General features: G+C 46.4%; 18 protein-coding genes and 1 riboswitch. Of the genes, 13 read left to right on the top strand and 5 right to left on the bottom strand.

Features of this window, described 5'->3' with window-relative positions; all coding sequences use genetic code 11:
- The first annotated feature begins 232 nt into the window (after nucleotides 1–232).
- A complete protein-coding gene (locus tag DESLBE_RS10195; RefSeq protein ID WP_144676595.1) occupies nucleotides 233–2,209 on the top strand; it encodes a methyl-accepting chemotaxis protein in 1,977 nt (658 codons plus the stop codon).
- 145 nt (nucleotides 2,210–2,354) lie between these two features.
- Nucleotides 2,355–3,185, top strand: a complete 831-nt coding sequence (locus DESLBE_RS10190; RefSeq protein WP_144676593.1) for a manganese catalase family protein — start codon at nucleotides 2,355–2,357, stop codon at nucleotides 3,183–3,185.
- Nucleotides 3,186–3,273: 88 nt separating this feature from the next.
- Here DESLBE_RS10190 and tsaA read toward each other — a convergent pair whose 3' ends face one another.
- Nucleotides 3,274–3,891: a tRNA (N6-threonylcarbamoyladenosine(37)-N6)-methyltransferase TrmO gene (tsaA, locus tag DESLBE_RS10185; RefSeq protein WP_144676591.1), complete on the bottom strand. Its 618-nt coding sequence runs from the start codon at nucleotides 3,889–3,891 to the stop codon at nucleotides 3,274–3,276.
- Nucleotides 3,892–3,896: 5 nt separating this feature from the next.
- A complete protein-coding gene (locus DESLBE_RS10180) occupies nucleotides 3,897–4,085 on the bottom strand; it encodes a CooT family nickel-binding protein (RefSeq protein ID WP_015943365.1) in 189 nt (62 codons plus the stop codon).
- A gap of 264 nt (nucleotides 4,086–4,349) precedes the next feature.
- Here DESLBE_RS10180 and DESLBE_RS10170 point away from each other — a divergent pair, with 264 nt between their 5' ends.
- From DESLBE_RS10170 to DESLBE_RS10155, 4 genes are all read left to right on the top strand, one after another.
- Nucleotides 4,350–4,565, top strand: coding sequence for a tautomerase family protein (locus DESLBE_RS10170; protein WP_005817453.1), 216 nt, complete (start codon nucleotides 4,350–4,352; stop codon nucleotides 4,563–4,565).
- A gap of 133 nt (nucleotides 4,566–4,698) precedes the next feature.
- Nucleotides 4,699–5,862, top strand: a complete 1,164-nt coding sequence (locus tag DESLBE_RS10165; protein WP_144676589.1) for a DVU0298 family protein — start codon at nucleotides 4,699–4,701, stop codon at nucleotides 5,860–5,862.
- Between the two features lie 44 nt (nucleotides 5,863–5,906).
- Complete coding sequence (locus tag DESLBE_RS10160) at nucleotides 5,907–6,287, top strand: VOC family protein (protein ID WP_144676587.1); 381 nt, start codon at nucleotides 5,907–5,909, stop codon at nucleotides 6,285–6,287.
- A 20-nt stretch (nucleotides 6,288–6,307) separates the two neighbouring features.
- Nucleotides 6,308–7,312 (top strand): TIGR01212 family radical SAM protein, encoded by a 1,005-nt coding sequence (locus DESLBE_RS10155; RefSeq protein WP_144676585.1) that lies wholly within the window; start codon nucleotides 6,308–6,310, stop codon nucleotides 7,310–7,312.
- A 60-nt stretch (nucleotides 7,313–7,372) separates the two neighbouring features.
- Here the strand turns inward: DESLBE_RS10155 and DESLBE_RS10150 are convergent, their stop codons facing one another.
- Together DESLBE_RS10150 and eam are read right to left on the bottom strand one after the other, a co-directional pair.
- Nucleotides 7,373–7,567 (bottom strand): hypothetical protein, encoded by a 195-nt coding sequence (locus DESLBE_RS10150; RefSeq protein ID WP_144676583.1) that lies wholly within the window; start codon nucleotides 7,565–7,567, stop codon nucleotides 7,373–7,375.
- 24 nt (nucleotides 7,568–7,591) lie between these two features.
- The gene (gene eam / locus DESLBE_RS10145; RefSeq protein ID WP_005817444.1) at nucleotides 7,592–8,833 is read right to left on the bottom strand and encodes a glutamate 2,3-aminomutase; all 1,242 of its coding nucleotides are present in this window, start codon (nucleotides 8,831–8,833) and stop codon (nucleotides 7,592–7,594) included.
- A gap of 104 nt (nucleotides 8,834–8,937) precedes the next feature.
- A riboswitch (cyclic di-AMP (ydaO/yuaA leader) is annotated at nucleotides 8,938–9,065 on the bottom strand.
- Between the two features lie 177 nt (nucleotides 9,066–9,242).
- Between eam and DESLBE_RS10140 the strand changes: the two genes are divergently transcribed.
- From DESLBE_RS10140 to alr, 6 genes are all read left to right on the top strand, one after another.
- Nucleotides 9,243–9,848, top strand: coding sequence for a TrkA C-terminal domain-containing protein (locus tag DESLBE_RS10140; RefSeq protein ID WP_005817440.1), 606 nt, complete (start codon nucleotides 9,243–9,245; stop codon nucleotides 9,846–9,848).
- Between the two features lie 67 nt (nucleotides 9,849–9,915).
- Nucleotides 9,916–11,196, top strand: coding sequence for a histidine kinase (locus tag DESLBE_RS10135; protein ID WP_005817438.1), 1,281 nt, complete (start codon nucleotides 9,916–9,918; stop codon nucleotides 11,194–11,196).
- Between the two features lie 21 nt (nucleotides 11,197–11,217).
- Nucleotides 11,218–11,574, top strand: a complete 357-nt coding sequence (locus DESLBE_RS10130) for a holo-ACP synthase (protein ID WP_015943369.1) — start codon at nucleotides 11,218–11,220, stop codon at nucleotides 11,572–11,574.
- Nucleotides 11,575–11,783: 209 nt separating this feature from the next.
- A complete protein-coding gene (locus DESLBE_RS10125) occupies nucleotides 11,784–12,896 on the top strand; it encodes an IS110 family transposase (RefSeq protein WP_144675186.1) in 1,113 nt (370 codons plus the stop codon).
- 540 nt (nucleotides 12,897–13,436) lie between these two features.
- Nucleotides 13,437–15,002 carry an NAD(P)H-hydrate dehydratase gene (locus DESLBE_RS10120; RefSeq protein WP_144676581.1) on the top strand — a complete coding sequence of 522 codons (1,566 nt, stop codon included), beginning with the start codon at nucleotides 13,437–13,439 and terminating at the stop codon, nucleotides 15,000–15,002.
- A gap of 10 nt (nucleotides 15,003–15,012) precedes the next feature.
- Complete coding sequence (gene alr, locus DESLBE_RS10115; protein ID WP_144676579.1) at nucleotides 15,013–16,125, top strand: alanine racemase; 1,113 nt, start codon at nucleotides 15,013–15,015, stop codon at nucleotides 16,123–16,125.
- Between the two features lie 186 nt (nucleotides 16,126–16,311).
- Here the strand turns inward: alr and DESLBE_RS10110 are convergent, their stop codons facing one another.
- Nucleotides 16,312–16,842, bottom strand: a complete 531-nt coding sequence (locus DESLBE_RS10110) for a gamma carbonic anhydrase family protein (protein WP_144676577.1) — start codon at nucleotides 16,840–16,842, stop codon at nucleotides 16,312–16,314.
- A 292-nt stretch (nucleotides 16,843–17,134) separates the two neighbouring features.
- On the opposite strand from DESLBE_RS10110, the gene DESLBE_RS10105 reads away from it, so the two are divergent.
- On the top strand, nucleotides 17,135–18,151 hold the full coding sequence (locus tag DESLBE_RS10105; protein ID WP_144676575.1) for a 2-hydroxyacid dehydrogenase family protein: 1,017 nt from the start codon (nucleotides 17,135–17,137) through the stop codon (nucleotides 18,149–18,151).
- Nucleotides 18,152–18,183: the final 32 nt, after the last annotated feature.

Here is an 18,183-nt window from a genome sequence, read left to right as displayed (position 1 = left end):
CCTTATTCATAAAAATAGCATATCTCATTGTAAAAAACAAGACAGGAGCAGGCATTAGAAATAATTTCTTCTGACAAGAGTATCCCGAATGAACCACTGCTCTCGCATAGGCTTTAAGCGCTTCAACAAAATATGGTCTTTTATTTCGACATATATTGCTGATTTATTTGAAGATATGTATAATTTGTTGAAAAAGAAAAAAATTTAGGATGTTTCTGAGAGGGGTAAAAGAATGGTTTTCTCGATTAGACAAAAGATAACGGCAGTCATACTTTTTGCAGCCCTGATCCCGACAGCGCTGCTGGGGTTCTTTAGCTACAAGGGAGCGAGTAATGCGCTGGAAAATGAGCTTAAGAATACAGCAGAACAATCGATGCAACGTATACAAGATTCCACGACATTGTATCTTGAAGGATATGAACAAAATCTAAAGCGGCTGGGAATGGAAGATCGTATTCTGATTGCCGCCCTGCAGGGGGAAAGTGAGGAGGCTTTGCAGAGCTTCCAAATTTATAAAGAGAGCAACCCTGACATCTTGAATATTTATTTAGGAACAAAGAGTGGGGAGATGATTGTGTACCCCGCGGCAGAGTTGCCTCCGGGTTTTGATCCAACGGCTACGGATTGGTACCGGCAGGCGGCAGGCAGCGGGCAGATTATTTGGACCGAACCCTATGTGGATACAGCGACAAAAAGGTTAGTGGTGTCAGCGGCCAGACCTGTCCTGGACCCATCCACAAAGGAATTAACCGGGGTGGTGGGCGTTGATATTGCCCTCGATACTTTAAGTGCTTTAGTTGGGGATATGAAGATTGGCCGTCAGGGCTATATCTTCCTTTTGGATCAAAGCGGCAAAATTATGACGCATCCTGACCCTGCCTTGATTGGGGAAGAGATCCCTGTGGAAGAACTTAAGAAGGCCGTGGCTCAGGAACAAGGAATTGTCGATTATACATATGGTGGAGAAGAACAATTCAGTGTCTTTGCGGCCTATCCCAAGACCCAGTGGAAGTTCGTTGGCGTATTAGGATATAACGAGATCAATAAAGCGGTCTCCCAAATCCTCAGAAATACTTTGACCTATTGTGTAATTTTTGCCGCGTTAGCTATAGTTTTTGGAATACTTGCCACCCGTGGCTTCACTAAAGCCCTTAAAGCCTTGTTTGCCTATAGCGAGAAAATTGGTTCCGGGGATTTTACAGTTCGGGCCAGGGCCTTGTCCCGGGATGAAACCGGTGCATTGACCAACACCTTAAATCAAATGGTCATTCAGTTGGCGGGTCTGATCGGAAATATTAAGCATGTTGCTGAAGAGATGAATACCTCTGCCGAAAAGTTGGCAGCCAGTGCCGAGGAGACGATGGCCTCCAGTGAAGAGATTAATGCCACAGCAGCTCAGATTGCCGGCGGTGCTTCCGACCAAGCGGCTCAGGCGGAAAAAGGTACTCGAATGGTTACGGAACTTGCCACAAAAATCCAAACCCTCGGGGCGAACTCGGTGGAAATGGTTAACTCCTCCATGGATGCTAAACAGGCCAATGAGCGGGGGCTGCAGTCGGTTGAGCATTTGCGTGTAAAAACGGAAGACAGCAGCTTAGCTGTTGATCAGATCAGTGAAGTGATCCGTAATCTTGATGGTAAATCCCAAGCTATTGGCAGTATTCTTGCTGCAATTACAAATATTGCAGAGCAAACCAATCTCTTGGCTTTAAATGCTTCCATTGAAGCTGCCCGGGCCGGAGAGGCCGGTCGGGGATTCTCCGTGGTGGCGGATGAGATCCGTAAGCTTGCTGAGCAATCTGCTCAATCGGTCCAAGGTATTGAAGGGATTGTGGAAGATATTCAAAGGGAGAGCTATCATGCGGTGGGTGTGATGAAAGAAGTGAAGAATCACTCCCAAGCCACTGGGCAATCTGTGGCGGATGTCAGCCAATCCTTTGCTGAGATATCTCAAGCGATGGCTGCAATTAGAGAAAAAATTGCGCATACTACGGCTTTGATTCAAGAAATGACCATGGATTCGAATCAAGTCGTGGACGTGATTCAGAATATCTCCGCAGTAACCGAGGAAACCGCTGCCGCATCAGAAGAAGTGAGTGCATCCATGGAGCAAACAGCCAGTGCTTTTAGCAATGTAGTCAAAACGGCAGAAGAACTTGAACAGCTGGCCGGAAAATTAAGTCTGGAAATTGCTCAGTTCAAAATTTAATTAAAGCAAGCATTGAATTAAGCTTTTAAAAAAGATAGCCCAACAGATGAAACCATTGTCTGTTGGGCATTTTTATTCGCATAGTTTCTCCCCTTTTGAGGATAATAAATTCGACTGCTTATAGCTAAATTAAAGGAGGGTTCGTATGTTTAAACATATCAAGGATATGGAATACACCGTACGTGTCGATCGCCCCGATCCTCGTTTTGCTAATCTCTTGCTTGAACAGTTTGGTGGACCCCATGGAGAATTGAAAGCGGCAATGCAATATTTCTCTCAAGCCGTTGGCTGCAACGATCCTAAGCTTCGGGATATGCTGCAGGATATCGCGGCAGAGGAGTTAAGCCACTTTGAGATGGTTGGGGAATGTATCGCCATGCTTCTTGGCCCAACTGATAATGTATCCCGGGATTTTCCGGCGATTCACATGGCGCTCTTACCTGCAGGACCGATTATTACGAATTCCATGGGCGCTCCTTGGACCGCGGCTTATATCGAGACCACCGGCGATCTTTATACAGATTTAGCCTCCAATTCATCTGCCGAACTTCGGGCAAAACTAATCTATGAGCGTTTACTTCAACAAACCGACGATGCAGGTGTCAAAGATATGATTCGTTTCCTCCTCAGTCGGGAAGAATCTCATAACTTCTCCTTTTTGCAGGCGCTGGAAACTCTAAAAGGCACGGGAACAGATGCGAATTTCCGGGATACTGAATTCACGAAGAAGTATATGAATCTATCCACCGGTGCGGGGGATGCCCGTGGTCCATGGAACCAGGGCAATGGCATCCAATATGAGGAGAATCCTAATGAAAAGTATGGTGGACCCGCATCATATGGCCAAGACCTTGGAGCAGACAGCAAGGGAGAAATTGGCCCCGGCTATAGTGATAGCACACGAAATAATCCCCAGTACACTAAACCCAAGGCACCTACCCCTAATGTAGCGGGGCAGGAAAAACCGGTGCACTAAACCCGAGTATGCATTGCACTATGAAAATGCTCCCTGAGAAGAGGTAAACCTGATTCTCCAGGGAGCATTGTTTGTTATCAGCACTAGATCAATGGTTATGGTCGTGGGAGTGTTTATGAGCATGGTCGTGAGAGTGCTCATGGGCATGGTCGTGAGAGTGCTCATGGGCATGGTCGAGGGAGTGCTCATGGGCATGGTCGAGGGAGTGCTCATGGGTATGGTCGTGGGGGAGGCCCAGGAAATGAGCCAGGAGATGCTCCTTGTCGGGAAGGGTATCCATCCAGCCATCATTGGCATCAGCCTTTATATCAATGGACTTAATATAGGGTTTAATATCCAATAGAGGCGTACCATTATAGGCATCAATGCTGGAAATGAGAATCTCGTTTCCTTCAATTCCTCTAAGCTCCACCACACTTAAGCCGAGAGGGTTGGGACGGCGGGGAGAGCGGCTGGCAAAAACCCCCACTTCCAATTCGGGCGCTATAGACGGGTTAACTTTTAAATTCTTTTCAGATACCTTGTCAAGGTAAAAAAGCAGTGTAATGTAGCGATAAGATGAAAGCTCACTCAACCCCTCGACATACTCAGGGTTAAGGGAAATCCAGAATTCCCCGGGAGCGTCCTGCACAGGTTGCTCAGGAATCGGCAGTGTTGGTATATAGGGAGTATGAATGGTCCCGATGGATTTCAATTCAATGCTCATACATATCAACCTTTCTCAAGCACAATGCGATGATTGAGCAAATTCATATCCTTAATACTCGCTCTGATAAACTTTTGCTTGCCGTAAATATCGACGAGCTTCAGCCCTTCGTCATGAGGTTCGATAATATCCACCGCTTCCATAAATAGAACTTCCTCAACACCATCTTTCAAATAAGCATTTGCTTCACACATTGCCATTCCTCCTTATCATGAGTAACATACCTAAAGTATTTTAACGCCCAATCCTCTCGTGCTGTATATGTTAATGCGAAAAGAGTGCTAAAAAGCCATGGAGACACCATTGTAACGGCAAGACCTCCATGGCCTTATTAATCCATTCCTTTATCATGGTTATTCTCCATTCATTGAAATTTTCCTTCTTTATTTTTACATGTTTCGGTTATAATTCGGGAAGCTTAATAGATGTATTAAGAAGCTTTTTGGAGGTGTCATTTTATGCCAATGATTCATTTCGATGGCCCTGTACTTACTATGGATCAGAAGCGAAGTCTGATTCATGGAATATCCCAAGCAGCCTCTCAAGCAACAGGACTGCCAATGGCCTCCTTTACTGTTGTTCTCGATGAGCATGAGTACAGCAACTTTGGTATCGGGGGAGAAGTATTGGTTGAGTCTAATTTTTGGGCTAAGGTTAAAGAGATTAAAGACTAGGATGAGTATTTTCAATCTGGCGAAGCTATAAAGCTAGCGGAAATCCCCGCTAGCTTTATTTTGCTATTGAAAAAATTCCACTTTTAGAGGATGATTAATAAATAGGTCAAGAATCAGAAAAGTAGGTGAAACGATGGAGAGGATGGAAAAAATCTTACTGGAACGAAATTGGCAGGACTTAGAGAAGTTGGTTCTTCTCAGCAGTAAAAAAGCAATTCGCACCTTAGTAAACAGGATTTATATAAAGGATGGATTGGGTTTATGGCGTGCAGTAGAAGCGCTGGGGGTAGCTTCCGCTTTGGCGGAGGAACAGAAGAAGGACTCTTCTGTGGAACTGGTACGCCGGTATTTTTGGTCTTTGAATGAGGAATCCGGCGGCAATGCTTGGAATGCCGCTGAGGCGATTGGCAGTATCATGGCCTCTAACCCTAAGAAGTGCGGTCACTTTAACTGGATGCTTGCTAATCTTTTGGAAGATGAAAGCTTGCAGGAAGGGACTCTTTGGGGGTTGCTTAACCTCTCCATTAATGCTCCCGAAGTGGTGGATCCCTTGGTGGAGAGGGTGTATCCCTTTCTCGAAGCCCGGGATGTCAACCAAAGAGGGCTGGCGGTCTGGATTTTTTCTTTGATGAAAGCCTGTCCCTCAGCCAAGGAACGATGGGAAATTGAGGAGGAATTGCACAAAACACTTATTCAGGATCAAGAGATGGCTGAAATCTATTTGGAAGGGGAATATTACCACTTTCCGGTCTCTGAATTATTAGAAAAAGAAATATTTACTTTCTATGCCAGAGAATATAAGCAAGCAGATTTCACTTGGAATATCAGCGTGGCCAGCTCTCAGAAAGGCCTTTGTTGGGTAGGTTTAGGGACTCCGGAAGAAGAAGAAGGTGAAGTAAGAGCATGGGCGCGGAAGCATGTGCCTGGCTCATTGGTTATTCCTCGAGCTTTGCCTAATCAAAAGGTTATGGAGCAGTTGGAAGACTATTTTTCGGGTATCCGCCAAGAATTCAATCTTCCTTTGGACCCCAGGGGAACAGATTTTCAACTTAAAGTATGGGAAGAGCTGTGCAGAATACCTTATGGGGAAACCCGCAGTTATGGCGAGATTGCTCAAAATATTGGCAACCCTAAAGGCCAAAGGGCCGTGGGTTTGGCTAATAACAAGAATCCCATAGCTATCATCATACCCTGTCATCGGGTAGTAGGTAAGAAGGGGGATTTGGTGGGGTATGCCAGTGGTCTTGATCATAAAGTGCGGCTTCTCAACTGGGAAGCAGCCCATCGTCACCAATAAAGCTCTATAAGCGGCAGTTCAAAAAAGATAGTGGAGGTATTGAAGTGAGCGAGAAGAAATTGTTCCAGGGTATAGCCCATATTGGGATTAAAGCAATCGATATGGATCGGGCCGCCGCTTTTTATTCTGAGGTACTTGGCTTTGAACTCATCGAGCGGATTAAACCCGGGGATGTAGAGCTTATTTTCTTGAAATGCGGGGAAACTGTCATTGAGCTGATTGAAGTTAATGACCAAAGGAAATTCGGGGATGGCGTGGTCAATCATCTGGCACTGGGAGTAAAAGATATCTTTCAGGCGGTAGCCTGGTTGAAGGATCACCATGTAGAATGTATTGATGAAGAACCTCGTGAGATGGAAGGAGGACGCTATAATTTTTTCTTTAGAGGTCCCTCAGGTGAGAAACTGGAACTATTTCAGGGATAATCAGCAGCTCAGCCGAGGAAATGGGAGGCAATACCAAGTTGAGTTACGGTAGGCAAGAAAAATCAAACTTTAATTGGCAAAATGGGGATAAGCGTTATTACACTTTAAATCAACATTTGCGCCATTTTTTTGGTGACAAAGTGTTCAAGGTATCCCTTGATGCAGGATTTACTTGTCCTAATCGGGATGGCCGGGTTGGACAGGGAGGGTGTATTTATTGCAGCGCGAGAGGTTCCGGAGACTTTGCCGGTCAGGCAGAAAAATCTATTCATGAACAATTCTGTGAAATTAAGGAAGTCATGAACCGGAAATGGTCCAGTGCCAGATATCTGGCTTATTTTCAGGCTTATACCAATACCTATGCCCCACTGAAGCGCTTGCAGGAAGTCTATGAGCAAGCTTTGGCGGAGGAGGGTGTGGTGGGGCTGTCCATTGCCACCCGTCCGGATTGTTTGCCGGCTGAGGTGCTGGATTATTTGGAAGAGCTCAATCAACGAACGTATCTCTGGGTGGAGCTGGGCCTGCAAAGCATTCATGATCGGACTATGGAATGGGTGGGGAGAGGACATACTTTTGAGGATTTTCTTCAGGGTTTGGATAAGCTCCGCCGCAGAAACATACGGGTCTGTACCCATATGATTTATGGGCTGCCGGGGGAAACCCTGGAGGATATGTTCGGCTCAGCACAAACGTTAGCCAAACTCGATGTGCAGGGAGTTAAGCTGCATCTTTTGCATGTGCTGAAGGGGACACCTCTGGCTGATATCTACGAGCAGAGTCCTTTTCCCTTACTCTCTCAGGATGAGTATATCCATTTGATTTGCGATACACTGGAAATCCTGCCTGCGCAGACGGTTATTCACCGCTTGACTGGGGATGCCCCCCGCAAGGATTTGCTAGCCCCTCTTTGGAGCCTGAAAAAATGGGAAATTCTTAATGCCATTGACCGTGAACTGGAGAGAAGGGGAACCTGGCAAGGGAAAAAGGCGCAAAATAAAGCGGCTGACACCACCCATTCAATTTAAGGAAAGGGGGCCAGCCGTAAATCGCTTGGCAAGATAAATTTTTGACTTTGGATAAGGTTATTAGCCTTCTTCGAATGATTTGGCTTGACTCTGTAGATTTTGATTGTATTGATTGGCCGGATTGGCCCCACTCTTATTCCCTTGAGAAGGAGTTCTGAGGGCAGGCGCTAAAGAGAGATAGCGCTTTAGGCTGTCGGTATGGGTCTGGAGGATGGCCTGATAGACTGGGTCAGGGGTTAGTTTTTGTGAATTCATACCGATTCCTCCTTATATAGATAGTTAATGATTAGGATAATGCACAACCTTACCTTCCCAGGTTCTGATGACTGCTTCTTCATCGTTTAGGGAAATAAGGTACTGTGGTAAGATGGGGGTTTTGCCACCGCCTCCCGGGGCATTAATAATATAGGTCGGAATGGCCAAACCAGAGGTGTAGCCGCGCAAGTTTTCCATAATCCTTAACCCGTCCTGAATGCGGGGAATAAAGTGGCTCGTGCCTTTAACATTTTTGGCATGGAAAATATAGTAGGGGCGAACGCGAATTTTAAGAAGTTCTTGGTTAAGGCGTTTCATAATCTCTGGTTGGTCATTGATTCCTTTGAGAAGAACTGCTTGGTTGCCTAAGATGACTCCCGCTTTGATTAAGCGATCAGCAGCTTTCTTGGTCTCCTCGGTCACCTCTTGGGGATGATTGAATTGAGTATTGATATAAAGGGGTGGATATTTTTCAAGAATGGCGCAGAGCTCATCGGTAATGCGCATGGGCAGAGTGACAGGAACCCGGGTGCCAATACGTTTGATCTCCACATGCTTAATTTCATGCAATTCTCCCAATAACCAGTCCAGCATTTGATCGCTGAGAAGGAGAGCATCGCCACCGGTGACCAGCACATCCCGAATCTCTGGATTGGAGCGTATATAATCCAGGGCGGCCTCCAGGTTAGCACGGGTTTCATGGAGGTCAATTTCCCCGATATTCCGTCGGCGTTGGCAGTGCCTGCAATACATAGCACACAAATTGGTTACATTAATAATGAGGCGATCCGGGTAACGACGTGTGATGCAAGGCGCAGGGGATGTATACTCTTCTCCCATGGGATCTGCTTCTCCGGAATCGTCGAGGATCTCTTCCACAGAGGGGAGACTTTGCAGACGGATGGGATCCTGAGGATCATCTTTATCGATCAGGCTTAAATAATAGGGTGAAACAGCCCAACGGTAAGCCTTGCCCACCTCGTTGATTTCATGTCTTTGCTTGGGGGTCAGGGGAAGCAGGGTGCTCAAGTTTTCAGCATCCTGAATACGGTTTTTAAGCTGCCACTTCCAATCCTGCCAATGCTCCAGGTCAGCATCTAACTGATCCAGTATAAAGTCTCGGTTTTCATTAAATTCTTCGCTTAAGGCAAGGCCGCAGGGAATCGTTTCTTTGCGTTTGTTGTAGGATTGAACTTTTTGTTTTAATTCCAAAGCTCTTGCTTGTGAAGCCTGTCTTGGGTTAGGGGGTAGAAATTCTATTGCCATAGTGATTGCCCTCCTCTATTTGCAGATATAAAATAAGTCTTTAGAATCAAAAAAGAACCTCGCGGTTCCCAAGAAAAAGCATATTACATAATCAGGTGTTTACGCCTCATGTGCTTCAATGCTTACGAGGTTAGCTGACGGGTTCGAGCTGAAACATGCTCTACGTTTAAAACGATTCACCCCTAAATTGGTTCCCCCGTTTTCCCCTTGGGAAATTAAGCCCATATTAAGTTGCATAACTAACAACTTAATAGTATCATATGGGTTGGTAGCAGTCAATTGTATATTTTGTACATATGTTTATTTTGTATATGGGTTATCTTAGTAAGCATTTAAGTGTAAGAATTTGTAGTTCACTTAGTAGCAGAATTAAAGGTTAATGATAAGATGAATCAAGGAGAGGAATCCGATGGAATATAATGCACGTTATCAGGAAATTGCGATAGATATTGCTCATTCTATCGTTATGGGAGAATACCGGGAAGGGGAAAAAATTCATGGACGCTCTACTTTAGCGGGTCGTTATAATGTATCTCCGGAGACCATCCGGCGTTCCATTGCTATCCTCCAAACGATGGGTGTAGTCATGGTAAGCCAAGGGGTGGGGATTACGGTAGTCTCCAAAAGCATGGCCGAAAAATTTATGAGAGGTTTTGACCAGAAAGCAGAAATTCAGGTCTATTTTGATGAGCTGAAAAAGCTGATGGAACAAAGACGTGAGCTCGATCAGAAGATCGATGCCCATCTCACGAAAATCGTGAACTATACGGATCGTTTGGCCAGCCGTTGGATGGATGTGGCCGAAATTGAAGTTGCCAAAGGCTCCAGCGCCAAGGGAAAAACCTTAAGCGATTTAAAATTAAGGGAGAAAACAGGTTTAACGGTGGTGGCTGTGGTCAGAGGGGGAATCGAGCAATTTTCTCCGGGAGCGGAGTTTATCCTGGACGACGGAGATATCCTACTGGCGGTAGGCTCTGAACAAGGGAAAGAAAAACTTCAGGAAATCCTTCGCTAGAATACAGGAAGTGGATAGCCATCTGTCGAAACTCTCTATGAATTATAGAGGACATGAGGGATGATGGATGATCTTTGAAAGCATAGTCATACTCGGTGTGGAATTAATGCTGGTCTTAGTAACAGGCCAGATGAATCTGTTAATTTTATTTTTAATAGGCAATACATTTTTTCTTTTATATCACTTAAATCTGGAATATAAAAAAACTGCCCGGCAGGCTACAGAGCGAAACGCGGAGCTTAGCTTCAAAATAGCCAACCAGACTCTTCCTTACCTGCGCCGGGGGCTTAATGAACAAAACGCAGAGTACATCGCTAAAATCATTCAAGAGATTGGCCAAGTGGCGGCTGTTTCAATCACAGATTGTGAAAAGCAGCTGGCCTACTTGGGCGTGGGCTGCGATCAGCATCATCCGGGAGATAAAATTCTTACCCGGGCGACACGGGATGTGATCCAATCCGGAGTTTATAAGATAGTACGAACTCAAAAAGAATTGAATTGTCCCAGACAGAACACCTGTGATTGTCCTCTGGCGGCGGCTGTTATCGTACCTCTGAAGTGTCAGGGTGAAGTAGTGGGAACCATGAAATTGTATGAAACCAAGGTTGGACAGCTCTCATCGGATCTGATTCGCTTAGCTATTGGGATGGCTGATCTACTGGGGATTCAAATTGAACTAGCAGAACTTGATCACCAGGCGAAACTGGCTGCGGAAGCACAACTGAATGCCTTGCAAGCTCAAATCAATCCCCATTTCTTTTTCAATGTTCTCAATACTATTATTGCCACCAGCCGCACCAGCCCCAATCGTTCACGACGATTGTTGATTCATCTTGCGGAATTTTTCCGCAAGGCGCTCAAATCCCATGGAAGTTTGATTACTTTGCGGGAGGAAATGAGCTTTGTTAAGACTTACTTAATTCTCGAAAAAGCTCGCTTTGGGCGTAAGCTTCATTTTAAAAGTGAGATTCCCGAAGAGCTCATGGATGCCTTGGTTCCGCGCTTAAGCGTTCAGCCCCTCGTGGAAAACGCCGTCAAGCATGGGATTACGGAGAAAATCGGCAATGGAGTCGTCTCTGTGAAAGTGGAGCAAAAAGGCCAGGAGCTGTATATTACTGTGGCTGATGATGGAGTCGGCATACAGCCGGAACGTCTCCAGGAAGTGTTAAAACCCGGTGTTGGTTCAGGTAATGGAGTGGGTATGGCTAATGTTCATGAACGCTTAATTGGCCACTATGGCAAAGAGTATGGTTTACAGATTAAGAGTCAACCCAATATCAGCACGACTGTAACCATGCATTTGCCCTTAACCACTATGGAAGATGAGGATATGTTGGAAAAGTTGTAGGGATTTTTAGGGAGGCATATTATGATCCCAGGAGTGGATATTGTAGAAATTCAGCGCTTTGCTAAAGCTTGTGAGCGAACACCAAAGCTTCGGGAGCGTTTGTTTACCGAACGTGAAATTGAGAAGTTGCAGCATAAGGCAGTATCCAGCTGGGCGGCGCGTTTTGCAGGTAAAGAAGCGGTCCTTAAAGCTTTAGGGACAGGACTAAGAGGCCTTTCCTGGCATGATATTGAGATCCTCAGCAATGATTTGGGGGAACCTGCTGTATTCCTTACGGAAAAGGCTGAGATAGTGCTGCATAGACGGGGGGGAACCCAGATCCGCATAAGCCTTTCCCACGAGAAAGAGTACGCTGTAGGAATGGCCATACTTTTTTAGCACTGTCAGAAAGTATAAGCTTGCGCTATATACTTTCTAAGCATAAGTGCAACCAGCGACTTCGCCTCATTTACGAGCATGCGTTTAAAGCACGGCGAAGCAACAAGTTATCATGAACGAGGCACCCCTTTCGTAAATCGTAGGTTGTTTTGGTACAAACTAGTATGGCCGAACCAAAACAGAGCTACATACGAAAGGGGAGCCATACTATGAAGGATGCCACAAAATACGTAGGATTAGACGTTTCAAAAGAAAAGATTGCTGTCGCTCTTGCTGACGAAGGTCGTGGAGCACCGCGTTATTGGGGAGTTGTTCTTAATACACCTGAAGCCGTAAGAACACTTTTTAAGAAACTAGGCGACTCCTCACAACTCAAGGTGTGCTATGAGGCTGGTCCAACGGGTTATTGGCTGTATCGTTTGCTGGTAAGTATGGACATTGAATGTGTTGTTGTGGCCCCGTCACTCATTCCAAAACGACCCGGGGAACGGGTCAAGACGGACCGTCGTGATGCCTTGCGTTTAGCCCAGCTTTTGCGTGCCGGAGAGTTGACCTCTGTTTATGTTCCAACTGAAGAGGATGAAGCGCTTCGTGACTTAGTCCGGGCTCGGGAAGATGCTAAAGAGGATCAACTCAGAGCAAGGCATCGCCTCACCAAGTTTCTTATGCGCAATAACATCACTTCTCCAGAGAACGTCAGAAATTGGTCTGCAGCGCATCGTAAGTGGCTTAATCGTTTAGAATGGAGTAATGCAGCCCTTCGTGTGGTCTTTCAGGAATACCTCCACCATCTCAACGAGATAGAGCAACGTTTACAACGGATAGAACAGGAAATGCATCATCAAGCCCTGTATAGCCCTAAAGCCCCTATCATTCAAGGATTACAATCACTACGGGGAGTAGCAGAGATTACAGCGATAGGGTTAGTGGCTGAAGTGTGTTCCTTTACTAGATTTGAAGGTGCTCGATCCATGATGAGCTATACCGGGCTGGTTCCCAGCGAATATTCCAGTGGAGAAAGACGGAGACAGGGGGCGATCACCAAGGCAGGAAATACCCATGTTCGCCGATTGCTGGTCGAGGCTGCTTGGAGTTACCGATATCAACCGGCACTCAAAGGGAATCTTCTCAAAAGACAGGAAGGACTCCCCCCTCAGGTTCAAGCTATGGCATGGAAGGCTCAACATCGTTTGCATGGTAAATACTCTAAACTTATGGCCAAGGGCAAACCTCCCGGCAAAGTCGTCTCAGCAGTGGCCCGTGAATTAGCAGGCTTTGTTTGGGCCATTGCCAATGAACTGGAGAAAGAGACCGTGTCTTAAGATTCAACGATAACGAATAAAGAACACCCAGTTGAAGGTAGGGCCCGAAGGCAAACGTGAAAATCCGTAAAGGAGAACCCACGATTCGCACATGTGCTAAGATGTCATTGACGTTTGAATGCACGACACAAGTTCGTGGCTTAGCTCCCCCGACGGAGAGATTTAATGTGGATAGCCAAACCCACGAATATCAGACTGCTCACCGTCGATGTTTTGTTTGCCTTCGTGCCGTGTCTTTAAAAGGAGAGTGTAATAGGTTGGGGCTTTGCCCCAAGAGTTTAACGCTTTAGATTCTCCTACAACGTTTCAAATTCAAGAGGGAACCGGGGGTAATCCAGTTCCCCGTTGTAGCAGAACCCAATCATGGCGCTCGGGTTGCTCTCCAGCATTGCCCTATCCTCCATGATTGGAAAGAGCCATAGTTAGTCTTTCCAAGATAAAACCAAAAGATTTTAAAGAGGCACACTTGACAGCCTCGTTCATATCAGTGCGAAAGCAGTGCTTTCGGGGTTTTCTATAAAGATAGGTGGGGGTGGAGCTATGAGAGTGGTCAGTGCCCAACAAATGCGCGAACTGGAAGAACGGGCAATTCGGGATTTTGGTATACCCAGTTTATTGCTCATGGAAAATGCAGCCTTGGCAGTGATTCAAGAAGTCCGTCAAATGCTTGAAGACCGGCATATTCAACTGTCGGCGGGAAGAGCTACGGTCTTTGTGGGTAAAGGCAATAATGGCGGGGATGGCTTAGCTGTTGCCCGGCACCTCTTGATCTTAGGAATGGATATAACCGTCTATTCTTTCGCCAGGGCTGAAGAATTCAAAGGTGATGCAGCCCTCAATTATCGACTGTACCAAAATACCGGGGGTAAGCTCTTCACTATCGAGGGAGAAAAACAGCGCAGACTGGTGAGAATCTCGCTTGCTCAGGCTGATGTGATTATAGATGCTATCTATGGGACGGGCTTTCGCGGCGCCCTGCCCAGCTTAATTGATGAATATGTGGAAGAAATCAATCGGGCTCAGGTGCCTGTTGTTGCCGTAGATATTCCCAGTGGTGTGGAGGCAGATACGGGAAAAGTTTACCGCAAGGCCATCATGGCTGATGCCACGGTTACCTTTGGTCTGCCCAAGCTCGGTCATTTTTTAGGGGTAGGACCCGAATATGCGGGTCGGGTCAGCGTAGACCCTATTTCCATTCCGGAACGCTTCCTGGATGATGAAAAGCTGACTACATCTATATTGACTGAGGATGTGTGCCAATATTTACCCATCCGCAGTCTGCAGGGACATAAAGGGACCCATGGCCGGGGGGTTTTGGTGGCAGGTTCGGAAGGAATGACCGGTGCCGCTTTGTTGGCTGGTAAAGCCGCCCTGCGCTCGGGGATAGGTTTATTGCAGATGGTTGTTCCCCGTGGACTTGCGGAAGGAATCGATCTTGCTTTGACAGAAGCTACGGTTTGGGGTGCGGAAAGTGAAAAGGCCCTCAATGGCAATGCCTGGCCTGTTATCTACGAACGGGCGGAGAAGGCCCAAGCCTTAGCCATAGGCCCGGGATTAGGGCAAGAGCCTGAGTTGTTGCTGGTTATAGAGGAAGTTCTACGCAATCTTCCTCTTCCGGTAATCCTTGATGCCGATGCTTTGAATGTTTTGGCCAAGGAACCAGGAATTCTGGGTTGGCGCCAGGGCCGGGGGCCTTTAATCCTTACCCCTCATCCCGGCGAAATGGCTCGCTTGTGCGGGTGTACGACGGAAGAAGTGCAGGCCAATCGGCTTGAACTGGCCATAAGTAAGGCTGTAGAATGGGAAAGTATCATTGTTCTTAAAGGAGCGATTACTATTATTGCTGCCCCGGATGGGCGGGCATTCCTTAACCCTACCGGTAATCCAGGATTAGGGACCGGAGGGACGGGAGATGTGCTTACAGGGAGTATTCTGGCTTGGTTGGCCCAAGGGGTGGAACCTTTAGCTGCAGCCTGTCTGGGGGTATATCTCCATGGCAAGGCAGCGGATCAATTGACCGGTGAATTCGGCTTAAGCGGATACACAGCCGGTGAGGTGGCGGATCAGCTGCCCAAGGCACGGAGAAGTCTGGAGAATAATCATTAAGGAGGGCACCATGGAAAATAGACGACCGGTTTGGACAGAAATCAACTTACAAGCGCTGCAGAGGAATTATGACCGGATTCAGGCCTTGACTGAAAGTGAAATCATGCCCATAGTCAAAGCTGATGCATACGGACATGGAGCCTTACAAGCAGTAGAAGCATTTTATGAAAGAGGTGCCCGTCGTTTCGGAGTTGCCTTATTGAATGAAGCTTTGGAGCTTAGAAGAGCGTATCCGGATATCAAAGTCATGCTCATCGGTTCTTTACCCGAAGAATCCATAGAGACAGTTGTTAAAGAAGATATTATTTGCGGGGTGTATCAGTTAGATCAAGCAGTAATTTTAGCGAAAGAAGCAGAGAGACAGGGCAAGAAGGCAGTAATTCATCTTAAAGTGGATACAGGAATGGGGCGCATTGGCTTCAGAGAAGAGGATTGGGAAGAACTTTTCGGCTGTACCAAGCTGCCTGGTCTTTACATAGAGGGAATTTATACTCATTTTGCCACGGCGGATCATAGTGATCTGAGGTTTGCCCGGGAGCAACTGAGGAAATTTTTAGTGATGTGTGATAAAATCAAAGCCCAGGGAATTCATATCCCTATCCGGCATGCAGCCAACAGCGGAGCTCTGCTGCAGCTGCCGGAGGCTCATCTGGACATGGTGCGGCCGGGGATTATTCTCTATGGACTTCCTCCCTCCCAGCATGTGGGCAATGATTTAGGTTTGGAGCCCGTACTTTCCTGGAAAGCCAAGATCAACCATATCAAGGTGGTCCCCCAAGGGGAAACCATCAGCTATGGCAGAACCTTCAGAACCGCCTATCCCACCCGGGTGGCGACGATTCCCCTCGGTTATGCCGATGGTCTGCGCCGGAATCTATCCAATAAGGGTGAAGTTTTAATTAAAGGCAGAAGAACCACCATGATTGGGAGAGTCTGTATGGATCAGACCATGCTGGATGTCACGAAAATACCGGAGGTGCAGGTAGGGGATGTGGTTACCCTACTCGGCATGGATGGTTATGAACGGATCGATGCCACGGAAATGGCCGGTTGGTTGGATACGATAAATTATGAGATTGTCTGTGGAATATCGAAGCGGGTTCCACGGGTGTATATTAAATAAAACAAAGCACTTTCCATTTGAACTGCCCCCTGTCAAGTCAATGTCATTAAGGGGAGCATAGCAGTTTGAGGAAGGTGCTTTTTCTGTGGGAAGTGTATTATTCGACCGGTATATTAAAAATCACCGCTTTTGAAGTTTACTCATCTTGCTGAGTCATTTCGAAATTGCCGGATTTTTAAACAGATCTTAGCATTTTGCTATAGGAAGAGGGCTGTTTTCCCGATGTTCCCGCGCTTTTTGGGAGTAACGTTCGGCAGTTTCTTTAAGAGCGTTTACTTCATCAGAGGTGAGCGCTCTTACCACTTTAGCCGGTGATCCCATAATCAGAACATGAGGGGGAAACTGTTTGTTCTCTGTGATGAGGGAGCCTGCAGCCACCATAGAGCCCTCCTCAATAATGGCTCCGTTAAGAATCGTGGAACCCATGCCGATCATGGTTCCTTTCTTAATGGTACACCCATGCAGAGTTACGGAGTGGCCTATGGAAACATCATCTTCAATGATCACGGGCACATTAGTATTAACGTGGATTACGGAGAGATCCTGAATATTTGTTCCTTTACCAATGTAAATAGAAGCTATATCACCGCGAATTACGGAATTGTACCAAATGCTGGCACCCTCATCGATATGGACATCGCCGATTATCTTTGCTCCATCGGCGATGAAGACATCCTTCCCCAGGGTGGGCCGTTTATCCAGATAAGAATAGAGCACGGGCTTTCCCTCCTGTCTTTTGCTCAATACAACTACATCATAAATACATCACAAATAGATTTTACCAAAAGGAAATTGGCTATTAAATTATAAGATGATTTTTGGGGACTGTCCAGCACAGGTATACAGATTTAAGATAATTATCTGAACTATCCCTTTTATTGGAACGTTTTTAAATTTAACAGTTTTTCAAAGATAAAAGCTTTTTTTCCAGGTATTGTCTTTGGGTGAGTGCTATGGTATTTTAGAACCAACAAAGAGTGTTTTACATTGCGGAAGGTGGTTTTAATATATGAAACAAAATGTAAATTCAAACAGAAAAAAGGTGTTTATTACAGGAAGGATTCCTTCACTTGCTTATGAGATTCTCTCTAAAGAATTTGATGTAACCATGCATGATAATTTGCGGCTATTGAGCAAGGAGGAAATCATTGCCGGTCTGAAAGGCAAGGATGCTCTGCTCTGCCTTTTGTCCGATGCGATTGATAAAGATATTATCGAAGCCAACCCCCAGCTGAAAGTGATCGCCAATTATGGTGCCGGTTATAACAATATTGATATTGCTGCAGCTGGGGAAGCCAATATCCCAGTAACCAACACTCCGGATGTTTCCACGGATGCCACGGCGGATTTGACCTTCGGCCTTATTCTGGCCATCGCCCGCCGCATTGTTGAAGGGGATAAAGAGACCCGTGCCGGACGCTTTAAAGGTTGGGCTCCTTTGTACCATCTGGGAGTGGATGTTACAGGCAAGACCCTCGGGATTATCGGCATGGGGAATATTGGGAAGGCTATTGCCCGGCGGGCGAAAGGTTTTGATATGAAAATCGTCTATACCAGCCGAACACGCCTCTCAGAACAGCAGGAGAAAGAACTTGGGTTCACCTATATGTCTTTGGAAGGTGTGTTGAAAACTGCGGATTTTGTGAGCTTGAGCTTAAGCTATAGTCCTGCCACTCATCATATGATCGGGGAAAGGGAGCTGGAAACCATGAAACCTTCGGCATATCTGATCAATACCGCTCGGGGGCCTTTGGTCGATGAGAAAGCTTTGTTGAAGGCTCTGGAAAATAAAAGCATTGCCGGAGCAGCTCTGGATGTGTATGAGTTTGAACCTCAGATCACGGCAGGGCTGGAAAAGCTGGATCAGGTCATCCTTACTCCTCATATCGGCAATGCTACTGTTGAGACCAGGGATGCCATGGCCGAGATTGCCGCTGGTAATATTGCCGCTGTGCTGAGAGGGGAAGCTCCCTTGACTTGTGTCAATCAAAATTATCTGAAGAAGAGGAGCATGGCTGCTAAATAAGAGCCTGGCAGGGAACGGCGAAGTCCGTTCCC

The organism is Desulfitobacterium sp. LBE, assembly GCF_007830365.1.
Classification (GTDB): Bacteria; Bacillota; Desulfitobacteriia; order Desulfitobacteriales; family Desulfitobacteriaceae; genus Desulfitobacterium; species Desulfitobacterium hafniense.
This window is presented reverse-complemented; position numbering and strand designations above follow the sequence as displayed.

What these genes read in the sequence shown, in the direction of transcription:
- DESLBE_RS10190 (WP_144676593.1), top strand. Translation starts at nt 2,355, where the DNA reads ATGTTTAAACATATCAAGGATATGGAATACACCGTACGTGTCGATCGC.
- DESLBE_RS10135 (WP_005817438.1), top strand. Translation starts at nt 9,916, where the DNA reads ATGATCTTTGAAAGCATAGTCATACTCGGTGTGGAATTAATGCTGGTC.
- tsaA (WP_144676591.1), bottom strand. Translation starts at nt 3,891, where the DNA reads ATGAGCATTGAATTGAAATCCATCGGGACCATTCATACTCCCTATATA.
- DESLBE_RS10170 (WP_005817453.1), top strand. Translation starts at nt 4,350, where the DNA reads ATGCCAATGATTCATTTCGATGGCCCTGTACTTACTATGGATCAGAAG.
- DESLBE_RS10130 (WP_015943369.1), top strand. Translation starts at nt 11,218, where the DNA reads ATGATCCCAGGAGTGGATATTGTAGAAATTCAGCGCTTTGCTAAAGCT.
- DESLBE_RS10125 (WP_144675186.1), top strand. Translation starts at nt 11,784, where the DNA reads ATGAAGGATGCCACAAAATACGTAGGATTAGACGTTTCAAAAGAAAAG.
- DESLBE_RS10155 (WP_144676585.1), top strand. Translation starts at nt 6,308, where the DNA reads ATGGGAGGCAATACCAAGTTGAGTTACGGTAGGCAAGAAAAATCAAAC.
- alr (WP_144676579.1), top strand. Translation starts at nt 15,013, where the DNA reads ATGGAAAATAGACGACCGGTTTGGACAGAAATCAACTTACAAGCGCTG.
- DESLBE_RS10165 (WP_144676589.1), top strand. Translation starts at nt 4,699, where the DNA reads ATGGAGAGGATGGAAAAAATCTTACTGGAACGAAATTGGCAGGACTTA.
- DESLBE_RS10140 (WP_005817440.1), top strand. Translation starts at nt 9,243, where the DNA reads ATGGAATATAATGCACGTTATCAGGAAATTGCGATAGATATTGCTCAT.
- DESLBE_RS10150 (WP_144676583.1), bottom strand. Translation starts at nt 7,567, where the DNA reads ATGAATTCACAAAAACTAACCCCTGACCCAGTCTATCAGGCCATCCTC.
- eam (WP_005817444.1), bottom strand. Translation starts at nt 8,833, where the DNA reads ATGGCAATAGAATTTCTACCCCCTAACCCAAGACAGGCTTCACAAGCA.
- DESLBE_RS10195 (WP_144676595.1), top strand. Translation starts at nt 233, where the DNA reads ATGGTTTTCTCGATTAGACAAAAGATAACGGCAGTCATACTTTTTGCA.
- DESLBE_RS10180 (WP_015943365.1), bottom strand. Translation starts at nt 4,085, where the DNA reads ATGTGTGAAGCAAATGCTTATTTGAAAGATGGTGTTGAGGAAGTTCTA.
- DESLBE_RS10120 (WP_144676581.1), top strand. Translation starts at nt 13,437, where the DNA reads ATGAGAGTGGTCAGTGCCCAACAAATGCGCGAACTGGAAGAACGGGCA.
- DESLBE_RS10105 (WP_144676575.1), top strand. Translation starts at nt 17,135, where the DNA reads ATGAAACAAAATGTAAATTCAAACAGAAAAAAGGTGTTTATTACAGGA.